The following is a 19,112-nucleotide window of genomic DNA, read 5'->3' as shown; positions in this document are numbered from 1 at the left end:
GCGGTCAGAGCCGGTCGGCCAGGCCGGTGAGGATCGCGGCGGCCGGTCCGTCAGAGGCCTGCCGGTAGCCGGTGCCCGCCCACAGGTGCACCCGCTCGGGGTCGCCGGCCGCGGCGGCCGCCCGGCGCAGGCCCGCCGTGAGGTGGTGCACGGCGGGATAGCCGTATGGGGCGAGCTCGCCGTACCGGTCGGTGAACTCGTTGCGCAGGGCTCGGGCGGGACGCCCGGTGAAGGCGCGGGTGACGACGGTGCCGGTCCGGGCCGGGTCGGCGAGCGCGGCCCGGTGCACCGCGGAGGTGCCCGCCTCGTCGCTGCGCAGCAGGACGGTCCCCACCGCGGCGGCGTCCGCACCCGCGCGGACGGCGGCGGCCACGTCCTGCGGTGTGGACAGTCCGCCTGCGGCGATCAGCGGCAGGTCCACGGCGTGCCGGATGGCCGCGACGAGGTCGGTGAGCGCGGTGCCGGTGACCGGTGCGGACGGGTCGAAGGCACCGTAGTGGCCGCCCGCGGCGGTGGCCTGGACGGCGAGCGCGTCCACGCCCGCTTCCGCGGCCGCCTTCGCCTCGTCGAGGCTGGTCACCGTCTGCACCAGCAGCGCCCCGGTGGCGCGCAGCACGGCCAGGTCGGCCGGGCTCGGGATGCCGAAGGTCAGGCTGATCACGGGCACCGGCCGGGCGCGCAGCACGTCGACTTTGTCATGCCAGCGGTCGTCGTCCTCGACGGGCACCGGGTCCAGGGTGACGCCGTGCCGGTCGGCCTCGGCGGCGAGCAGGTCGGCGTAGCGGCGCAGGGCGACGGGGTCGATCGGCACGGGGTTGGGCACGAAGAGGTTCACCCCGAACGGCACCCCCGCCGCCCCGACCGCCGTGATCTCCGCGTCGAGCGCCTGCGGCGTCTTGTAGCCGGCGGCGAGGAAGCCCAGGCCACCGGCGCGGGCGGCGGCCACGACCAGGGCGGGCGTGCCGGCTCCGCCGGCCATCGGCGCGGCGATCAGCGGCAGGTCGACGCCCAGCGTACGGATGAATGCGCTGCTCATCGTTCTTCGGCTCCCCGGTGGACGCGGTGCGGCTCAGTGCCCGGCGCTCTGGCCGCCGTCGACGTGCAGGATCTCACCGGTGACGAAACCGGCGCGGTCGAGGTAGAGGACGGCGTCCACGACGTCGTCCACCTCGCCGACCCGGCCCACGGGGTGCAGGGCGGCGAGCGCGGCGTAGTCGTCGGACGCGTGCATCGGGGTGCGGATGACACCGAGCGCGACGGCGTTGACCCGGATGCCGCGGGTGGCGTACTCGATGGCCAGCGATCGGGTCACCGCGTTGAGCCCGCCCTTGGTGAGCGCGGCCATCGCGGCGGGCACCTGGGAGTTCGCGTGGTCCACGAGGGTGGTCGTGATGCTGACGACGTGGCCGCCGCTCCGGTCGAGCATCGCGGCCACGGCCCGTTTCGTGATCTCGAAGAACCCGCGCAGGTTGACTCCGGTGACCAGGTCGTAGTCCTCGGCCGTGTACTCGGTGAACGGCTTGGCGACGAACACGCCCGCGTTGTTGACCAGCGTGTCGATGCGGCCGAACGCGCCAAGGCCCTCGTCGATCACACGGGCGGCGACGCCCGGGTCGGCGATGTCGCCGGCCACGGACAGCACCATGGGATCAGTGCTCGCCGGCATCGACCGCGAGTTGGCGACGACGGCATGACCGAGCTTGCGGTACGCGGCCACCAGCGCCGCCCCGATGCCCTGGGACGCGCCGGTGACCACGGCGACCTTCTGCATGTTCATGGGATGGTCCCTGTCTGGTGGTCTGCGGCTTGCCGAGCAGCCCGACGCGACCGGCGCCGAACCGGATGCCCTAAGCGTGCGCCCACCTGCCCCGCGAGCGCAGCCGCCTGCCAGGACCCGCGCCTGATCCCGCGTGCCTGTGCGCCGGCCGGGACCCGTGCCTGTGCGCGGGCCAGGACCCGTGCCTGGTCAGCGGGGCGGTTGGCCGGGGTCGTTCGGGTGCGGCGTGAGCGGCGTGACCTCCTCGGTCCGCCAGGCGCGCAGCGGCATCGACGCGAGCACGGTCTCCAACTGGTCCGCGTCGTCCGCACGGAACAGCCCCCAGGTCCGCCACTCCCCCGGGGCCAGCGGCGGCCGCCACAGCCGCAGCAGGCTGCCCTGCGCCACCAGTTCGGCCGACCGCGCCGCCTCGCGACGGCGCATGTCGGCGACCCCTTCCTCGGTCGTGCCCTCCGGCACCGTGGTCCGCATGTCCACCAGGTACTCCACCGCAGCACTCCTTCCGCCGCCCAGCCGGTCACGGCACCGCGACCGGCCGCCAAGACCATCGGACTTGCCGGGCAGATGTGCGTATCCACGCTCAAGATACGAACAGGTGCCCGGCACATCGGGCGATCTTGAGCGTACGCGGCGCGGGACCGGGGCGTGGGCGGCGGGCGGAGTCAGGGTTTGCGGGCGCGCAGGCCGAGGATGCGGCGGCCGGCCGCGAGCAGGTGGTGGCGCAGCACGTCGGCGTCGTGGTGCTGCATCACGGGCGAGGAGGCGGTGGTGGCGATGCCGGCCAGGGCGAGCGTCGCGTTGATCTCGGCTTCGGCAGAGCCGTCGAGGGCCATCAGCTCGCCGGGGCGGCGGAACAGCTCCATCACGTCCGGGTGGCTCTGCAGCGCGCTGGTGACGCCGGGGTCCGTGCCGATCATCGCGATCAGGCCGCGGTGCTTGACGGTCAGGTCGACCAGGCCCGACAGCATTGCGTCGGCGCGAGCCGTCGGGGTGCGCTGCGCCTCGGCCGCGGCGATGATCGCGTGCATCTCCTCGATGGCCGGCTGGATCACCGCGGTCAGGATGTCGTCGCGGGTCTTGAAATGGTGATAGACGGCCGCCTTGGTCACGCCGAGGGTGTCGGCGATCATCTGCAGCGAGGTGCCGGCGAAGCTGTGCATGGCGAACAGCCGGCAGGCCTCGTCCAGCAGTCGCTGCCGGGTGCGCTCCGGGCCGCGCGAGTCGGCGTGTGTCGCAGCTCTCACGGCACCCTCCTTACCAGATCAACGACGGCGGGGGAAGTCACCCGTCCTGAGCAAATCTAGCTGATCAGCGCCCTTCCGCCTAGCCGGTCGACAAGCTGGAAACCAGCCGAACGGCAAGCTGAAAACTTGCCGATCGACAGGTTCATTCCTTGCCGATCGGCTTGCTCACTCCTTGCCGAACGGCTAGGGTCGGCCGTGGTGCGGCGACCCCCGAAAATGCACGTGAACAGCATGTTTCGCCGCGATGACAGCCACCCATCCCCCGTTTGGAGTACTCGACGTGGCGACCTTCCTCTACCGGATCGGCCGGTTCTCCTACCGCCGACGCTGGCTCGTCCTCGGCCTCTGGGTGCTGCTGCTCGGGCTCGCCGGGGCCGGCGCGGCGACGCTTTCCGGCAAGATGTCCAACGACTTCAGCATCCCGGGCACCGAGGCCCAGCGGGCCATCGACCAGCTCGGCGAGCGTTTCCCCGAGGCCCACGCGGGCGGGGCGCGGGCCCGGGTCGTGTTCGCCGCGCCCGAGGGCAAGACGATGACCGACCCGGACATGCAGGCGGCCGTCGGCCGCGTGGTCGGCGCGCTGAACACCGCGCCGCAGGTCGCGCGGGTGATCGACCCGTACACCGCGAAGACCTTCTCCCCCGACCTGCGCTACGCCTTCGCCCACGTCACCTATGGCGTGCAGGGCATGGAACTGACCGAAAGCGACCGGGCCGCCCTGCTGGACGCCGCCGCCCTCGGCCGCGAGGCGGGGCTGACCGTGGAGGTCGGCGGCGACGCGCTGCGGGCCAACCCGAAGACCGGCGTCGTCGAGGTCATCGGCATCGCCATCGCCGCGCTGGTGCTCATCGTCACCCTGGGCTCGCTGGTGTCCGCCGGGCTGCCGCTGCTCACCGCGATCGCCGGGATCGGCATCGGCCTGTCCGGCGTCGCCATCGCGTCGCGCTTCGTCGACATCAACTCCAACAGCCTGATCCTGGCGCTGATGCTAGGCCTGGCCGTCGGCATCGACTACGCCCTGTTCATCGTCTCCCGGTTCCGGCACGAGCTGCTGGTACGCAAGGACGGCGCGGAAGCCGCCGGGCGGGCCGTCGGCACCGCGGGCTCGGCCGTGGTGTTCGCCGGGCTCACCGTCATCATCGCGCTGGCCGCGCTGACCATCGTCGGCATCCCGCTGCTGGCCGGCCTCGGCCTGTCCGCGGCGGCCACGGTCGCGGTGGCGGTGCTGGTCGCGGTGACGCTGCTGCCCGCGCTGCTCGGCTTCACCGGCGACCGCCTGATCAAGGGCCGCCTGTTCGGGCACGCCACCCCCGATCCGGAGTCCGACAGCGGCCCGGTCCCGATGGGCGAGCGCTGGGCCCGGTTCGTGGTACGGTTCCGCATCCCCGTGCTGGTGCTGACCGTGGCCGCGCTGGGCGTGCTCGCGATCCCGGCCGCCGACCTGCGCCTCGGCCTGCCCGACGACGGCATGCAGTCTGCCGACACCACCCAGCACAAGGCGTACGACATGGTCACCGCCGGATTCGGGCCGGGTTTCAACGGCGAGCTGGTCGTCGTGGCCGACCTGCCCGAGGGCGCCGACCCGCAGGCCGCCATCGGCCAGCTCGTCCCCCGCCTGTCCGGAGTGGACAACGTGCTCTACGCCGCCCCGAACGGGGTGAGCCCCGACGGCCGCACCCTCCTGCTCGCCGTCATCCCGAAGACCGGTCCGAACGACGAGGCCACCGCCGACCTGGTGCACACGCTGCGCGACGAGCGGGCGGCGATCACCGCCGGGACCGGCGCGACCATCGCGGTCACCGGCGTCACCGCACTGGCCATCGACGTGTCCACCCGCCTCGACGAGGCGCTGCTGCCGTACCTGTCGGTCGTGGTGGGGCTGGCGTTCCTGCTGCTCCTGCTCGTGTTCCGGTCGGTGCTGGTGCCGCTGAAGGCGACGCTCGGCTTCCTGCTCAGCGTCGCGGCGACGTTCGGCGCGGTGGTCGCGGTGTTCCAGTGGGGCTGGCTCGGCGACGTGTTCGGCGTGCAGGAGACCGGGCCGATCATGAGCATGCTGCCGGTGCTGCTCATCGGCATCCTGTTCGGCCTGGCCATGGACTACCAGGTGTTCCTGGTGACCCGGATGCGCGAGGACTTCGTGCACGGCGCGCCGGCCCGCGACGCCGTGATCACCGGCTTCCGCCACGGCGCCCGGGTGGTCACCGCCGCCGCCATCATCATGATCAGCGTCTTCGGCGGGTTCGTGTTCTCCGGTGAGACGCTGATCCAGTCGATCGGCTTCGCGCTGGCGTTCGGTGTGCTGGTGGACGCGTTCGTGGTCCGCATGACCATCGTGCCGGCGCTGATGTCGCTGCTCGGCCGGGCCGCCTGGTGGCTGCCGCGCTGGCTGGACCGCATCCTGCCCAACGTGGACGTGGAGGGCGAGAAGCTGCGCCCGGCCGAGGAGCCGGTGCCCGAGCCGGTGGCCGCGGGCGTCTGACGGACGAACGGCTGTGGCGTACGGGTCTCTCCCGTACGCCGCAGCCGTTCGCCGTGTTCGTCCCGCGTTGCCCGCTCTGACCGCGCGGCATAGCCTGCACTCGACGATCTTCGGGGCACCGGGCCCACATCGTCACGACTGCGGGGAGGAACACATGCGACTTGGTGCACGACTGGCGACTTCGACAGCCCTGGTTCTCGGGCTACTGGCCGTGACAGGGCAGGCCGCACAGGCCGCCTACTACAACACGTACACCGACATCGCCGACACACCGAACACCAGCTGCTGCACCGGCGTGCAGGGTTTCGCCGCCGGATCGACCTACCTGTACTCCGTCAAGAACCACACCAATGTCGACGACGTGTCCGTCATCTACCGGGTCAACAAGACCACCGGCGAGCGCGTGCTGATGACCAACGGCACGAACGGCGGAACGACGAACACCTGGCTGGGGCACGGCAACGACATGACGATCGTCGACATCGACGCTCAGCACCACCTGTTCGTCGTCACCATGAAGGAGAACGGGCCGCAGCTCGTGCGGCTGCGCTACGACGGCACCACCTATTACCACGCCGGGTCGTACCAGGTCCGGCTCAACGGGGCCGCCTTCGCTCCGTCCGGGATCAACCGGGTGTCGGTCAGCAGCACCACGATCACGTTCCTGTTCAAGAGCGGACGCACGATCTACAACGGCAGCCTGCCGCTGCGCGCCTCCTCCGGGACCGTCGACCTGACGAAGGCGTTCGACCTGCAGGTCGAAGGTGCCCTGGTCAACGGTGCCCCGGTGGCGGACCTGGGGACGTTCCTCACCCAGGGGATCTTCTACGACGCGGCCAAGAAGGTCCTCTACTACCCGCTGACCAAGGACAACCGCAGCATCGTGCTGGTGTACCGGAACGTGTCGCCGACGACGACCGGCACCGCGCCCGCCGCCACCGACCTGTCCTTCCGCATCACCTCCTCGGCGTACTCGGAGCTGTTCGAGATCGAAGGAGTCGGGATCAGCGACGGCAAGCTGTACTTCAACACGAACCGGGCCAGCGAGACCGCCTCCGCTGACGGGGTGCACGTGTTCAACGGCTACGTGGCCTGACCACGCCGCACCGGGACCCGCTGCGGCGCGATCGAGCCCAGCGGGTCACCCGGTTCAGCCCCGGCGGACCGCCGTCAACACGGCGTCGTGGATGGTGACCGGGTTGCCGTCGGGGTCGGTGACCTCGCGACCGGGGGTCTCGGCGCGGATCTCCCAGTCGCGCTCGTCCAACGTGGCCGCGACCTGCTCCGCCGTGAACATCAGCTCCGGCATGCGGGGGCGGCCGATGGCGGTGTCCAGGTCCGACGGGTGGTGTCCGACGATCAGGAGCGTGCCGCCGGGACGTACCACTGCGGCCAGGCGGCGGTGCAGCGCCTCCAGCGCGGGCCGGGGCAGGTGCATGAACTGCGCCGACACCAGGTCGTACTGAGCAGGTGCCGGGTCCCAGGACAGCACGTCGACCTGCTGCCAGCTGATGCGCTCGGCGACCTGCTCGCCCCGCTCGACGGCGTGCGCGGCGGCGCGCCCCAGCGCCACGGTGGACACGTCGACGCCGGTGACCCGCCAGCCCTGGCCGGCCAGCCAGGCGGCGTCGGCGCCCTCGCCGCTGCCGACGTCGAGCGCGTCACCCGGCGCGAGCCCGGCGACGGTGGTGACCAGGTGCGGGTTCGGGTTCCCGCTCCACACCCGGTCCTTGGAGCCATACCGCTCGTCCCAGAACTCCGCGGTGAACATGATCTCGATCGGTTGCTGCTCCTGCGTATCGGCCACGGTGACCACCTCCGCCGCCCACCCTGCCGCCCGCGGCCGACCACCCGCAACCAACCTTGCTATTCCAGCAAACCGAATGCCGCGCCCGCCGCCACACCACCACCACCACCCAAGTTGATCATGAACTTATGGCAGCGACACGCCGACGAGCCGTGCCATAAGTTCATGATCAACGTACGTGACGCTGCCCAGCAGGGCGTAACCCTCACCGGCACCAAAGGCTGACCCCACTCCCCTTAGCGACGATCTTGGCGGCTGCTACCCGATGTAGCAGCCGCCGAGGACGATCTGCTGGGTGACGATGCCCAGGAGGCCGAGGACCTCGACGCGGACGGCGTTCTGGACCAGGCGGCCGCCGGGGGCGGTGGTGCTCTCGTTGAGGTGGACCGTGGCGACGCCGGGGATGCCGATGGCGGCCGGGCCGGCGCTGATCGGGGTGCCGTTGATGGTGCCGACGACCTGCGAGGACCGGTTGACGCCGCTACCGCTGCCGGTGCAGGTGCTGGAGATGGCGCTGAGCTGGATGGCTCCGCCGAGCAGGGTCGCCCCGTCCACCGAGGCCCGCGCGGTGGTGGTGCCGCCGGTGGCGGCGCAGCTCGCGTTCAGGGCACCCGTGGTCACCAGCGGGGGCAGGTTGACCGCGACCTGGGTCTTGGTCGCGCCGGGCGGGCAGACCGCCTCCGGGGTACGGGGGATCTTGACCAGGCCGGTCGCCTCCAGGGCGAACGCGCCGCCGGGGCCGTTGACGACGACCGCGTGGCAGTCGGTGACCTGGCCGGCCCCGCCGCCGTCGGTGCCGTCGGCCCGTACGCAGATCTCGTGGCTGCCGACGGCCAGCGCGGGGGTGGCGACGCTGTAGCTCACGTTCACCGGCCCGTCCTGCGGCAGGTCGGGAGTGATCGCGGCGTTGCCGATCGGGGTGAACGCCCCGCCGTCGACCTGCATCGACAGGGTGCTGAGGCTGGACCCGATGACGCCGGGCAGTATCGCCGGCAGCGAGCCGACGTCGGTGACCTGCACGCAGTGCCCGCCCGGGACCGTCGCGGCGGTGATCTGCTCCAGGCTGCCCTCGTTGTTGGGCCCGGCGTTGGTGCAGTTCGCGCCGCCGCCCACGGCGAAGGTGTAGATGTCGATGTCGTCCGGGATGCCCGCCAGCGGCACGTTGATGCTGCCGCCGCCGACCGCGAAGCCGTCGGACATGAATACGACGATCTTGCGGGCCCGGGTGGAGGCCTCGGCGACGGTGCGCGCCTTGGCGATGGCGTCGGCGAAGTTCGTCTGGCCGCCGCCGACGTTCTTGTTGGTGAACGTGGCGACCCCGTTGATGAAGGTCGACGAGATGACCTCTTCGATGTCGCGTACGCCGTCGGCGTCGCCGTCCGTGGCCGGGCCGGTGAGCAGCTGGTCGCCCCGGGATTGCCGGTGCTGCTGGAGGCGTCCAGCACATAGATGAGCGTAGTGTCGGCCACGGGCACGCCGGTGCCCACCGAGGCGGTGCCCGTGACGGTGACCGGGCCGGGCGCGACCTCGGCGCCGTCGGCCGGGGTGGCGATGGCGACGGTGATGCTGGTGCCGCCGGGCAGGTTGCCGTCGACGGCGAATGCGGGTGTCGCGACCAGTGCCGAGGCCGCGACGAGTGCGATGAGCGCACGCTTCAAGGCACACCTCCATGAATGGGAATCAATGCGAATTTCGATGCTAGAGATCGTTACACCGCATCGATGTGGCACAGATGAGACATCCCAGACCATAGATGATCTGCTATGGCAGAGCGTGCGCGGCCCACGTCTGCGCGCCCCGGCGGTAATCCGATCGGGGGAGGGCGCATACGCCCTATCGAGTGATCGGCGGCGCAGTGTTCAATGATCCGGTGGGAATCGCCAGGAGTCGCCGGAACCTCGGCCGCATGCAGCAGGAGTCGACCTTCGACGGCGGTGGCGCGTCCGCGCCGCGGCCGGACGGGCCTGTTCCCGAGCCGGCGTTCGACGAACGCCCCGCGGCCGACGAGCACTGGGGACCCTTCGCCCGCCGCCTGCAGGCGACCCGCGACCCGCGAGCGCTGCCGGCGCTGCTGGAGGCACACGACACCCTGCGCCGCGAGCCCCGGTTCTGCTGCGTGGGCGCGGTCCGGGCGGCTCTCTACGAGATCGCGACGGCGCGCGAGAACGCCCACAGCGGGCAGGTCGCCGACCTCGTCGACCGGTGGTGGAACTCCACCGACCCGTGGGAGGAGATGGTCGCGGTCGCGGCCCGCGCGGGCGGCCAGGAGGAGACCGAACGCCCCGCGCTGCTGGAGAAGGTGCGCTCGGCCCGCCCCACGGTGATGACGGCGGCCATCGAGGGCCTGTGCGGCATGTCCGACGCCGCCGAGATCGAGACGCTGCGCGACGTCGTCAGCCGCCCCGACCCGATGCTGCACTGGGCGCACCAGGCCGCGGCCCGCCGCCTCGCCGAGATCGGCACCCCCGAGGCCGAAGCCGCCCTGGCGCAGCGCTTCATCGACCCCGACGGCCTCTGGAGCGACAAACCGGCCTGATCCGGCCCCGGCCGGTGCCCGAGGTCGGCGCGATCACGCCGTCGGACCGCATCGGGCGGCCCGTTGTGGCAGATTGCCGGGCATGGATGCAGAACCGACCCGGATCGGCGTGACCGGACACGTCGGCCTCACCGCGCAGACCGCGGCCCTCGTCGCCGCGGCGCTGCGCGAGCTGCTGGCCGGGTACCCGCCGGCGGAGCTGACAGGCGTGTCCTGCCTGGCGGCGGGCGCGGACACGATCTTCGCGGAGGCGGTGGTGGCGCACGGTGCGCGGCTGGAGGTCGTGCTGCCCTCCGCCGACTACCGGGCCCGGAAGGTCGCCCCGGAGCATGCCGCGACGTTCGACCGGATGGCCTGGCATGCCGCGTCGGTGCGGGTGATGCCGCATGAGCGGGCGGGCCGGGCCGCGTACGAGGATGCCAACGCCGCCATGCTGGCCCGTTGCGACCTGCTCGTCGCCGTGTGGGACGGGCAGCCGGCCGTCGACCAGGGCGGCACCGCGGCCGTAGTCGCCCAGGCGCACACGCTGGGCCTGCCGGTGGTGGTGGTCTGGCCCGACGGGTCCCGCCGCGCCTGAACCGGCCGCGGCGCGCCCGCGCCACCGCAACCGCCGACCGGCGACCCTGCGGATCGGCCGCTCCCCGAGTGACTCCACCGGATTCGTGGGCGCGTCGGTGCGCCCGGCGGAGCCGTGACCGCACCCGCAGGACATAGGGTGAGGTCCCCGGGAACGGGTCGTGATGGGACGGTCGGGCCGAGTCGGCGGAGGTGGCGGTGTGTACGCGGTGATCGATGTGGAGACGACCGGGCTGCGCACGACCTGGCACGACCGGATCTGCGAGATCGCGATCGTGCACGTCGACGCGTCCGGCCGGATCACCGGTGACTGGTCCAGTCTGATAAACCCGGAACGCGACCTCGGCCCGCAGCACGTGCACGGCATCACCGCCGCCGAGGCCCGCCGCGCCCCCGTCTTCGCCGACCTCGCCGGGCAGATCGGCGCGCTGCTGCGCGAACGGGTGATCGTGGCGCACAACCTCGCCTTCGACGCCGCGTTCCTGGTCGCCGAGTACTCCCGGCTCGGGCTGCAGGCCCCGGTCGGGCAGGAGTACGGCCTGTGCACCATGAACCTGGCCGCGCAGCTGCTGCCCTCGGCCGGGCGCAGCCTGCGCGACTGCTGCCAGGCGGCGGGCATCCCGCAGCAGCGGGCGCACAGCGCGCTCGACGACGCCCGCGCCGCCGCCGGGCTGCTCGGGCGCTACCTGCACCGGGTCGGCACGCCGCCGCCCTGGCAGCAGCTGGTTCTCGACGCGTCCACGCTGGCCTGGCCACCGCTGCCGCCGGCCGAGGCACTGCCGGTGGTGCGCCGGCACCCGCACGAGACCGCGGAGCACTTCCTCAGCAGGCTCGTCGACCGGCTGCCCCGGGTGCCCGCGCCGCCGCAGGCCGACAGCTACCTGTCCCTGCTCGACCATGCCCTGCTCGACCGGCACGTGTCGGCGGTCGAGGCGGACGCGCTGGTCGAGGCAGCGGACGCGCTGGGGCTCGACCGCGCCCAGGTGCTCGACCTGCACCGCCTCTACCTGCAGGCGCTCGCCGCGGAGGCGTTCGACGACGGCCGGGTGACCGAGATCGAACGGGACGACCTGCACACCGTCGCCGCGCTGCTCGGCCTGGACCGCGCCGACGTCGACCGGGCCCTCGACCCCGACACGGGCGAGCAGCAGCGGCGCACCACGCGGCCGCTGCCCGCGCCCGCGTTCCGGCTGCTGCCCGGCGACACCGTGGTGTTCACCGGGCAGACCGCCGAGTCGCGGGAGCTGTGGGAGGAGCGGGCGCGCATCGCCGGGCTGACCGTGGGCCGCACCGTCACCCGGACCACCCGGCTGCTGGTGGCCGCCGATCCCGACACCATGTCCGGCAAGGCCCGCCAGGCCCGCCGGCACCGCGTCCCGATCGTGCATCCCGGCGCGTTCCTGAGCATGCTCGTGGCGCTGCGCGTCGCCGAGTAGCCGCCTGTGTTGATCACCACGTCCGCGCCGCCGTAATTGCGTTGAGCTCGGGCGGGGCCGCCTTGCATGCTGGTGACCAGATCAAACCAGCTTGCAAGGGGCCGTGCCATGCGTCTGTTCCGTGACCTGTGGGCCACCTCGCCCCGCCGTACCTTGGCGGTGCTGGTGCTCATCGTCGCCGGCGCCGGCGCGGCCGCGCTGTCCGCGGCGCTGGCCGGCACCGTGCTGGTGAACCGGTCCGCCGTCGCCTTCGCCGCGCTGGCCACGGCGCTGGCCGTGGTGGTGCTCAGCGACCTGACGCTGAGCCTGATCATGTCCAGGCTCACCGCCGACTGGGCGGCCGACGTACGCCGCCGGCTGTGCCGGGTCGCGTTCGGGCAGAGCCTGCCCGCGCTGGAGGGCACCCCGGTCGGCGAGCTGCTCGACCGCATCGACGGCGACGTGTACCAGGTGGGCTCGCAGCTGCGCGGCAGCGGCGTGCGGCTGGCCCAGTCGGCCGCGGTGGCAGTGCTGTCCGTGGTCACCGCGTTCGTGGTGTGGTGGCCCGCCGGGCTGGCCATGCTGCTGCTGTCCGTGGTGCTCGGGTTCGGGCTGCGCCGCCCGACCGCGGCGATCGGCCCGGCCCGCATGCACGAGGAGGAGGCCTGGTCGGACCTGGCCGCCGTGCAGGAGGAGTCGGTGCACGGCCAGGACGACGTGCGCACCAGCCTGGGCCGCCCGTACGTGCTGCGCCTGTACGCACAGCGCTCCGCCGAGGTGCTCAAACGCGGCCGCCGGGTGTGGGCGCTGTCGTCGAAGGTCAGCACCATCGCGGGCGGCGTCACCCGGGCGGGCATCGCCCTGCTGGTGCTCGGCGGGGTCTGGGCGCTGACGGCGGGTCACCTGGACGCGGCCCGGCTCACCGCCGCCTGGCTGCTGGCGCTGGCCTTCGGCGGCACCGTCGAGCAGGTCAGCCGGATGCTGCCCGAGCTGCAGCACGCGCTGGGCGCGTGGGCGCGGGTGCAGCTGCTGCGCGACACCCCGCAGGAGCCGGTCGGCGGCGGGACGCCCGCCACCGGCAACATCGAGGTACGCGGGCTGACCTTCCACTACTCGGCCGACCGCCGCCGGCCCGCGCTGCGCGAGCTGGACCTGACCTTCGCGCCCGGCCGCTCGTACGCCCTGGTGGGCCGGACCGGCTCGGGCAAGTCGACGCTGGCCAAGGTGCTGACCCGGGCCGTGGACGTGCCCCGCGGCACGGTGTTCCTGGGCGGGGCGGACCTCAACGACCTGGACGTGGAGGCGCTGCGACGCTGGATCGCGATCGTGCCGCAGCGCACCGAGATCCTGGCCGGCACGCTGGCGGAGAACATCGCGCTGTTCGACCCGGAACTGCTCGACGCGGCCGGACCGGCGATGGACGAGCTGGGTCTGACGTCGTGGGTCGACTCCCTGCCCGACGGCCTGCGCACCAAGCTGGGCGAGGGTGGCCAGAAGCTGTCGGCGGGGCAGGAGCAGCTGGTCGCGTTCGCGCGCATCCTGGTCCGCGACCCGCAGGTGGTGATCCTCGACGAGGCCACCGCCCGGATGGACCCGGTCACCGAGTCCCGGGTGCAGCACGCCGCCCAGCGCCTGCTGCGGGGCCGGATCGGCGTGGTCATCGCGCACCGGCTGTCCTCGGTCCGCGACTGCGACGAGGTCGTGGTGCTGGCCGACGGCCGGGTCGTGGAGGCCGGGCCGCTGTCGGAGTCGCAACGGTTCGCGCAGCTGCTCGCCACCAGCAACAGCCCCGCCGACGGCGAGCTGGTCCTGGCCACCGCGTACGGGCTGGAGTCGGCCGGCGAGGCCGCGGCGGGAGACGGACCGCAGGCTGTCCCGGCCCGCCCGAGCGGCAACGCCGGTGACGGCGTGGGCGCGGAACTGGTCGCCCCGCCGAAGGCCGACCCGCCGCCGCTGCCCGCGCCGCAGCGGGTGCGCACCCTGCGCGAGATCTTCCGGCTGACCGTCAACGACTTCCGCTTCGGCCAGGTCTCGGTCGCGCTGTTCACCCTCATGGTGCTGTTCGGCCTGGACGGCACGGTGCTGCCGTGGCTGTGGGCCGACGTGGTCGACGGCGCGGGCAGCCCGTGGTGGCCGGCGGTCGGCATCGTCGCCGGGCTGGCCGTCACCACACCTGCGGGCTACTTCGCGGGCCTGTGGTATCCGGAGTGGTGGGTCCGGCAGATGCTGCGGATCAACCTGCGCCTGGTGCACGGGCAGACCGGGCCGCGCCGGGTCAGCGCGCACACCCCGGCCGAGGTCGTCGCGCAGGGCGGCGACAACGAGCGGGTGGTCATGCTCGCCGACAACCTGGTCGACCAGTCCATCAGCATCGTGATGATCGTCGCGATGACGCTGGTGTCCGGCTCGATCGTGCCGGCGCTGTTCTTCACCGGCACGATGGTGGTCTCGGCGCTGGCGGCGACGGTCTTCGCGCCGGTGCTGAAGCGCTCGGCCGCGCACACCGTGGCGGCGCGGGCCGCGTTCGCCACGTTCCTGGTCTCGTCGCTGTCGTCGGCGCGCACGGTCAAGCTGGCCGGCGCGACCCGGCCGGTGCTGGATCAGCTGGCCGGCTTGGATGCGGCGCGCAGCGAACGCCAGCGCCAGGAGATCGCCATGCAGGTGTGGGCGCGCTCGACGCCCTCGCTGCTGGCGGGCCTGCTGCCGATCGCGGTGTGGGCCCTGTTCATGGCCGGTGAGCTGGGCGCGGGCGCGACCCTGGTCGCCGTGTCGACGCTGGGCTCGGCCCGGTGGTTCGCCTGGACCACGGCGTCGCTGGTGTCGCAGCTGCCCTCGGCGCGGGTGTGGACCAGGCGCACCGTGGCGATGGCCGGGGTGGGCGCGTACTCGGCGGCCGTGCCGGGCGTGGACCTGTCCGCGGGCACCGCCCCGGGCCCGGTGGCCGCGCCGCGCAACCCGCTGCACCGGCTGGAGCTGGCCAAGTTCGGCGCGGTGCACGAGGACGGCACGGTCGGCGTACGCGGGGTCGACCTCACCGTGGAGCGCGGTGACCTGGTGCTGGTGGTCGGGCCGGTCGGCTCGGGCAAGTCGTCGCTGCTGCGGGCGCTGGCGGGCATCGTGCACCACGACGGCGCGCTGCTGTGGAACGGCGAGGCGGTCGGCGAGCCGGAGGTGTTCCTGCGCCCCAACCAGGTCGGGTACGTGGCTCAGCTGCCGCGGGTGCTGTCGGGCACGGTCGGCGACAACATCCGGCTCGGCCACGACGTCGACGCCGCCCAGGCGGTGGCGACGGCGCAGCTGGAGCACGACCTGGCGGCGGCGGGCAGTGGCATGGAGCTGCTCATCGGGCACAAGGGCACCCGGCTGTCCGGCGGACAGCTGCAGCGGCTGGCGCTGGCGCGGGCCCTGGCGCCGGGCACCGAGCTGCTGATCGCCGACGACGTGTCGTCCGCCCTGGACGTGACCACGGAGCTGGCCCTGTGGCAGGCGCTGCGGGCGCACGGGGTGACCGTGGTCGGCTCGACGTCGAAGCGGGCGGCGCTGGTGCAGGCCGACCGGGTCGTCGTGCTGATCAACGGCGAGGCGGTCGCGCAGGGCTCGTGGGACGAGCTGGAGGCGGGCTGGGGTCACCTGGCCGGTTGAGCGTACGGCGTGAGAAGCCCCGGCCCGTCTGGCCGGGGCTTCTCGCATGTCAGGCACGTGCCAACTTGAACGCAATCTCAGTTAACCGTATTTACAGTTAGGACTGTTTCTTTTATGTTTTCGTGAACGAGTGTCGATGTCTCCTCTCACGACACCGGCACTCGTCCCACCGGTCGATCCACCCGCACAGAAGCGGAGGAGCCGTGAGAAAACGGATCGTCCTACCAGTCCTGTCCATCCTGACGATCGTGGCATCCGGCATGATCGCCAACCCGGCGAGCGCGCACGGATACATCTCGTCCCCACCCAGCCGCCAGGCCAACTGCGCTCAGGGACGGGTCGCCAACTGCGGCGACATCGTCTGGGAGCCGCAGAGCGTCGAGGCCCCCAAGGGCTCGCTGCAGTGCAACGGCGGCGGCAGCCGGTTCGCGGTGCTGAACGACAACAGCAAGAACTGGCCCGCGGCCTCGGTCGGCAACAACGTCACGTTCAACTGGGTGCTCACCGCCCGCCACCGCACCAGCACCTGGGAGTACTTCGTCGGGAGCACCCGCATCGCGGTGGTCAACGACAACGGCGCCCAGCCCGGCGCGACGGTCTCGCACAACGTCAGCCTCGGCGGACGCACCGGCCGGATCCTCGTGCTGGCCCGGTGGAACATCTACGACACCGCGATGGCGTTCTACTCCTGCGTCGACCTGCAGGTCGGCGGAGGCGGCGGCAACCCCACGCCGTCGCCGACCCCTCCACAGCCCAGCCCCACACCGCCGCAACCGTCCCCGACGAGCACGCCCCCGCAGGGCGGCACCTGGGCGGCCGGCACGGCCTACGCCGTGGGCGCGACGGTGACCTACGGCGGGCTCAGCTACCGCTGCCTGCAGGCGCACACCGCGCTCGCCGGCTGGGAGCCGCCCAACGTGCCTGCCCTGTGGCAGCGCATCTGAGTACCACCCGTACCCGGTCCGCGGCTCGCCCGAGCCGCGGACCGGCCCACCCGAGCCGCCGCGCGCCGCGGCCGCTCGTCCCGGCGTCCGCCCCGAGGAGCCCTCGCGAATGAAGCGCTTCGTCCTGCTTGCCGTCACGCTGGCGACCGTGGCCGCCTGCGACGCGCCGCCCGGGGTCACCCCGGCTCCGTCGTTCGCGCCGCCGTCCGGGTCGCCGCCGCCCGCGGTCTCCGAGTCGGGCGGGCACAACGCCACCGATGTGATGTTCCTGCAGATGATGTCCGCGCAGTACGGCCCGTCCGCCGAGCTGCTCGAACTAGCCGCCGACCGCAGCGCGAACACGAAGGTGCGCGAACTGGCCGCGGCGATGGACGTGACGCAGGCCGACGAACTGTCCAAGGTGCAGGGCTGGCTGCGCGGCTGGGCCGAGCCGCTGACCCCCGCGACCGACCCCGGCCTGCACGCCGGGCACGGCGGGCTGCCCGCCACCGGGCCCGACGAGGTCAAGGCGCTGCGTGACGCCACTGCCGCCGAGTTCGACAAGGTCTTCCTCAACCTGCTGATCGGCCACCAGCACCAGGCCGTCGAGTACGCCCGGATGGAGCTGACCTCGGGGGTCAACCCGCAGGTGCTGGAGTTCGCGACGCGCGTCGACCAGTCCCGCACCGCCCAGGTGACCATGATGCTCGGTTTGGTCTCCGGCTGACCGACCCACCGCTCGTTCGTGGACACCCGCACCGGTCCTCGGCGCGGCCCCGGATCGTGCGATGATCGGGCACCGTCACCGCCGGGAACGACCCGAGGAGCAGCGTGCAGACCCTCATCCCCGCCGCCTGGGCCGCCGCCGGACACGGCATCCCGAGCGTGTGCAGCAGGCACGGCCTGCCCGCCACGCTGCGGGCCCGCACGAGGTTCGAGTCGGCCCCGGCCGGGTGGACGTACGCGCTGATCCCGCTGGGGCTGCTCGCCTTCATCATCGTGCGCGCCGTCACGCGCCATGTCGTCGACGCGCCCGTGTGGCACTACTGCGACCGGTGCCGCAGCCGGCGTCGGCGGCAGCAGGTGGGCTTCGGGCTGCTCACGGCCGGCGGCTTCGCGATCCCGGTGGCCGCGATCGTGACGGAGGCCGACGGTCCGGTCGCGTCGCTGCTGACGGCCACGGCGCTGCTCGCGCTGATCGTCGGCTACATCGGACTGGTCCGCGCCCGCTGGGAGGTCATCGCGCAGGCGCGCGTGACCCGGGACGGGCAGTGGATCGCCGTACGCGATCCCGCGCCCGAGTTCGACGCCGAGTTCGCCGCCGCCCTGGCCGCCCCGGTGATCGGCGCGCAGCAGTACGCGCCCGCCGCGACGCCCACCACCCCGGCGGGCTGGTCCTCACCGCGCTGAGGCGGATCAGGGCAGCGCCCGGCGGGCGGCTTCGGCCGACCATTCGACCAGCATCAGCGTCGCGTCGTCACGGGGCGGGCCGTCCCGGAACTCGGCGACTCGGTGGGCCAGGCCGCGCAGGGTCTCCGGCGCGGGCAGCCGTGCCTGCGCGGCCCGCTCGGTGAGGTCGGCGAGCCGCTCGACGCCGAACATCTCCCCGTGCCGGTCGCACGCCTCGACGATGCCGTCCGTGTACAGCAGCAGCCGGTCCCCCGGCTCCAGCGTCTCCTCGGCGACCTCGATCGTGCTGTCGTCCAGTCCCAGCGGCAGCCGGCGGCCCCCCTCCAGCTCCCGGACCGCCCGCCCGTGCCGCAGCAGCAGCGGGGCCGGATGCCCCGCGCTGATGAAGCGCAGCCGCCCGGTGTCGGTGTGCAACTCGCACAGCAGCCCGGTGACGTAGGCGGTGTCGGGGAACTGGTCGCGCAGCGCGTCCTCGACCGCCTGCGCAATCGCATACAGGCCGCGGGCGTCGCGCCGGGCCGCGCGGATGGCGGCCAGCGCGGTCACCGTCATGACAGCCGCGCGCAGGCCGCGGCCCATCCCGTCGAGTACGCAGAACCACGCGGTCTCCCCGTCCAGCGCGTAGTCGAAGGCGTCCCCGCCGATGTCGTAATGCGGCTCCAGCACCGCGCTGATCGCGAGCCGGTCGGACGTGAACGTCAGCGGGGGCAGCGTCGACAGCAGCAGCTCGCCCGCCACCGACATGGGCCGGGTCCGCCGGACCTGCTGCAGCGAGTCGCCGTATGGCATCTTCACCGCCAGCAGGTGCCCGACCAGGCCCACATAGCTCTCACACCAGTCCTGCAGCGCCTCGATGTCGCAGTCGTCGCGGCGCAGCACGATCTCCACCACGCCCAGCCGCTCGGTGCCGTCGACCAGCGGAACCCACAGCCGGCTCCCGGAGCCGTCGCCCACCCGTTGGGTGTCCACACTGGTGAAGGCCCGCCCGGCCAGGGTGTTCTCGACGCCGAGCGGGTCGGCCGGCGTCTTGCCGTGCTCCGCCAGCGGATGCAGGTGGCGCTGCTCCTCGTCGACCAGGTAACACGTCGTCTCCATGCCCAGCGGGCGCAGCGCCGCACTGACGCACTCGGCGACCTGGTCGTCCTGCGCCTGCTGGGTGAGGTGCAGGAGATCGAGCAGCGCCGCGTGCCACGGGTCGTACGTCACCTGAGTCATCCGCGCACCTCGCCGTCCCTCGCGAGCACGGTCGGCGCGGGGCCGTCACCGTCGCACCCCCGTGCATCCACTGACGTGCCCCGCCGAC

The 19,112-nt window shown here is 72.8% G+C and carries 16 protein-coding genes; 9 read left to right on the top strand and 7 right to left on the bottom strand.

Going from position 1 to position 19,112, the window contains the following annotated elements; all coding sequences use genetic code 11:
• Positions 1–4: 4 nt before the first annotated feature.
• The 4 genes from ACFQO7_RS04165 to ACFQO7_RS04150 all read right to left on the bottom strand — a co-directional run bounded on the left by ACFQO7_RS04165 (position 5) and on the right by ACFQO7_RS04150 (position 3,021).
• The gene (locus tag ACFQO7_RS04165; RefSeq protein ID WP_376805126.1) at positions 5–1,036 is read right to left on the bottom strand and encodes an NAD(P)H-dependent flavin oxidoreductase; all 1,032 of its coding nucleotides are present in this window, start codon (positions 1,034–1,036) and stop codon (positions 5–7) included.
• Positions 1,037–1,069: 33 nt separating this feature from the next.
• Entirely contained in the window at positions 1,070–1,777 is a 708-nt protein-coding gene (locus ACFQO7_RS04160) for an SDR family NAD(P)-dependent oxidoreductase (RefSeq protein ID WP_376805125.1), read from the bottom strand.
• Positions 1,778–1,966: 189 nt separating this feature from the next.
• The gene (locus tag ACFQO7_RS04155) at positions 1,967–2,266 is read right to left on the bottom strand and encodes a muconolactone Delta-isomerase family protein (RefSeq protein ID WP_376805124.1); all 300 of its coding nucleotides are present in this window, start codon (positions 2,264–2,266) and stop codon (positions 1,967–1,969) included.
• A 173-nt stretch (positions 2,267–2,439) separates the two neighbouring features.
• Positions 2,440–3,021, bottom strand: a complete 582-nt coding sequence (locus ACFQO7_RS04150; RefSeq protein WP_376805123.1) for a TetR/AcrR family transcriptional regulator — start codon at positions 3,019–3,021, stop codon at positions 2,440–2,442.
• Positions 3,022–3,301: 280 nt separating this feature from the next.
• On the opposite strand from ACFQO7_RS04150, the gene ACFQO7_RS04145 reads away from it, so the two are divergent.
• Both ACFQO7_RS04145 and ACFQO7_RS04140 read left to right on the top strand, forming a co-directional pair.
• Positions 3,302–5,500: an MMPL family transporter gene (locus ACFQO7_RS04145; protein ID WP_376805322.1), complete on the top strand. Its 2,199-nt coding sequence runs from the start codon at positions 3,302–3,304 to the stop codon at positions 5,498–5,500.
• Between the two features lie 211 nt (positions 5,501–5,711).
• Positions 5,712–6,596: a hypothetical protein gene (locus ACFQO7_RS04140; RefSeq protein WP_376805122.1), complete on the top strand. Its 885-nt coding sequence runs from the start codon at positions 5,712–5,714 to the stop codon at positions 6,594–6,596.
• A gap of 54 nt (positions 6,597–6,650) precedes the next feature.
• On the opposite strand, the gene ACFQO7_RS04135 is transcribed toward ACFQO7_RS04140, so the two are convergent.
• Together ACFQO7_RS04135 and ACFQO7_RS04130 are read right to left on the bottom strand one after the other, a co-directional pair.
• Complete coding sequence (locus ACFQO7_RS04135) at positions 6,651–7,271, bottom strand: class I SAM-dependent methyltransferase (RefSeq protein WP_376805321.1); 621 nt, start codon at positions 7,269–7,271, stop codon at positions 6,651–6,653.
• A 294-nt stretch (positions 7,272–7,565) separates the two neighbouring features.
• Entirely contained in the window at positions 7,566–8,978 is a 1,413-nt protein-coding gene (locus tag ACFQO7_RS04130; protein ID WP_376805121.1) for a choice-of-anchor P family protein, read from the bottom strand.
• 235 nt (positions 8,979–9,213) lie between these two features.
• Here ACFQO7_RS04130 and ACFQO7_RS04125 point away from each other — a divergent pair, with 235 nt between their 5' ends.
• The 7 genes from ACFQO7_RS04125 to ACFQO7_RS04095 all read left to right on the top strand — a co-directional run bounded on the left by ACFQO7_RS04125 (position 9,214) and on the right by ACFQO7_RS04095 (position 17,809).
• A complete protein-coding gene (locus ACFQO7_RS04125; protein ID WP_376805120.1) occupies positions 9,214–9,843 on the top strand; it encodes a HEAT repeat domain-containing protein in 630 nt (209 codons plus the stop codon).
• Positions 9,844–9,925: 82 nt separating this feature from the next.
• Positions 9,926–10,420 (top strand): hypothetical protein, encoded by a 495-nt coding sequence (locus ACFQO7_RS04120; protein ID WP_376805119.1) that lies wholly within the window; start codon positions 9,926–9,928, stop codon positions 10,418–10,420.
• A gap of 199 nt (positions 10,421–10,619) precedes the next feature.
• Positions 10,620–11,855: an exonuclease domain-containing protein gene (locus tag ACFQO7_RS04115; protein ID WP_376805118.1), complete on the top strand. Its 1,236-nt coding sequence runs from the start codon at positions 10,620–10,622 to the stop codon at positions 11,853–11,855.
• A gap of 108 nt (positions 11,856–11,963) precedes the next feature.
• Positions 11,964–15,476, top strand: coding sequence for an ATP-binding cassette domain-containing protein (locus ACFQO7_RS04110; RefSeq protein ID WP_376805117.1), 3,513 nt, complete (start codon positions 11,964–11,966; stop codon positions 15,474–15,476).
• Positions 15,477–15,679: 203 nt separating this feature from the next.
• On the top strand, positions 15,680–16,420 hold the full coding sequence (locus tag ACFQO7_RS04105; RefSeq protein WP_376805116.1) for a lytic polysaccharide monooxygenase: 741 nt from the start codon (positions 15,680–15,682) through the stop codon (positions 16,418–16,420).
• A gap of 109 nt (positions 16,421–16,529) precedes the next feature.
• Positions 16,530–17,126 carry a DUF305 domain-containing protein gene (locus ACFQO7_RS04100; protein ID WP_376805115.1) on the top strand — a complete coding sequence of 199 codons (597 nt, stop codon included), beginning with the start codon at positions 16,530–16,532 and terminating at the stop codon, positions 17,124–17,126.
• Positions 17,127–17,230: 104 nt separating this feature from the next.
• Positions 17,231–17,809, top strand: coding sequence for a hypothetical protein (locus ACFQO7_RS04095; RefSeq protein WP_376805114.1), 579 nt, complete (start codon positions 17,231–17,233; stop codon positions 17,807–17,809).
• A gap of 6 nt (positions 17,810–17,815) precedes the next feature.
• On the opposite strand, the gene ACFQO7_RS04090 is transcribed toward ACFQO7_RS04095, so the two are convergent.
• Complete coding sequence (locus tag ACFQO7_RS04090) at positions 17,816–19,024, bottom strand: PP2C family protein-serine/threonine phosphatase (protein WP_376805113.1); 1,209 nt, start codon at positions 19,022–19,024, stop codon at positions 17,816–17,818.
• Between the last annotated feature and the right edge of the window lie 88 nt (positions 19,025–19,112).

Origin of the sequence: Catellatospora aurea (genome assembly GCF_042663325.1) — a bacterium.
GTDB classification, from domain to species: domain Bacteria; phylum Actinomycetota; class Actinomycetes; order Mycobacteriales; family Micromonosporaceae; genus Catellatospora; species Catellatospora aurea.
The sequence above is the reverse complement of the archived record's forward strand: the minus strand, read 5'-3'. Positions and strand labels throughout refer to the sequence as shown.